We start from the raw sequence: 445 nt of genomic DNA on the forward strand, positions 1-445 counted from the left end.
CGGCGATGCGACGAAGCTGAGCGAATACGTTGAGAGCGTTGACTTCGCGGTGAGCAACTTGCCCTACGGCCTCAAAATCGGGAGGAAGAGCATGATACCAAAGCTCTACATGGAGTTCTTTGCTGAGCTGGCCAAGGTTCTTGAAAAGCGCGGCGTTTTCATAACGACGGAGAAGAGGGCCATAGAAAAGGCGATAGGGGAGAACGGCTTCAAGATTGCCCACCACAGGCTCATCGGGCACGGTGGATTAATGGTTCACACCTACGTTGTTGAATAGTGCAACAACAAGAAGAAAAGAAGGGAATCAGACCCTCAGGCTCTTGATGGCCTGGAGGGTCTCCTTCAGATCCTCGTAGCCAAAGCGCAGGTACTTCCTTCCCTCCTCCTCATAGCCGTCGGCGAAGGCGCTCCAGGCTCTGTTGAGGGCCCTCTCGCCCCTGCTGAA

At 54.6% G+C, this 445-nt stretch carries 1 pseudogene; it reads left to right on the forward strand.

Annotated elements, in window-relative coordinates:
* Window positions 1-277 (forward strand): annotated as a pseudogene (locus E3E25_RS11330) (class I SAM-dependent RNA methyltransferase); the annotation flags it as partial.
* Window positions 278-445: the final 168 nt, after the last annotated feature.

Source organism: Thermococcus sp. MAR1 (assembly GCF_012027305.1).
Classification (GTDB): domain Archaea; phylum Methanobacteriota_B; class Thermococci; order Thermococcales; family Thermococcaceae; genus Thermococcus.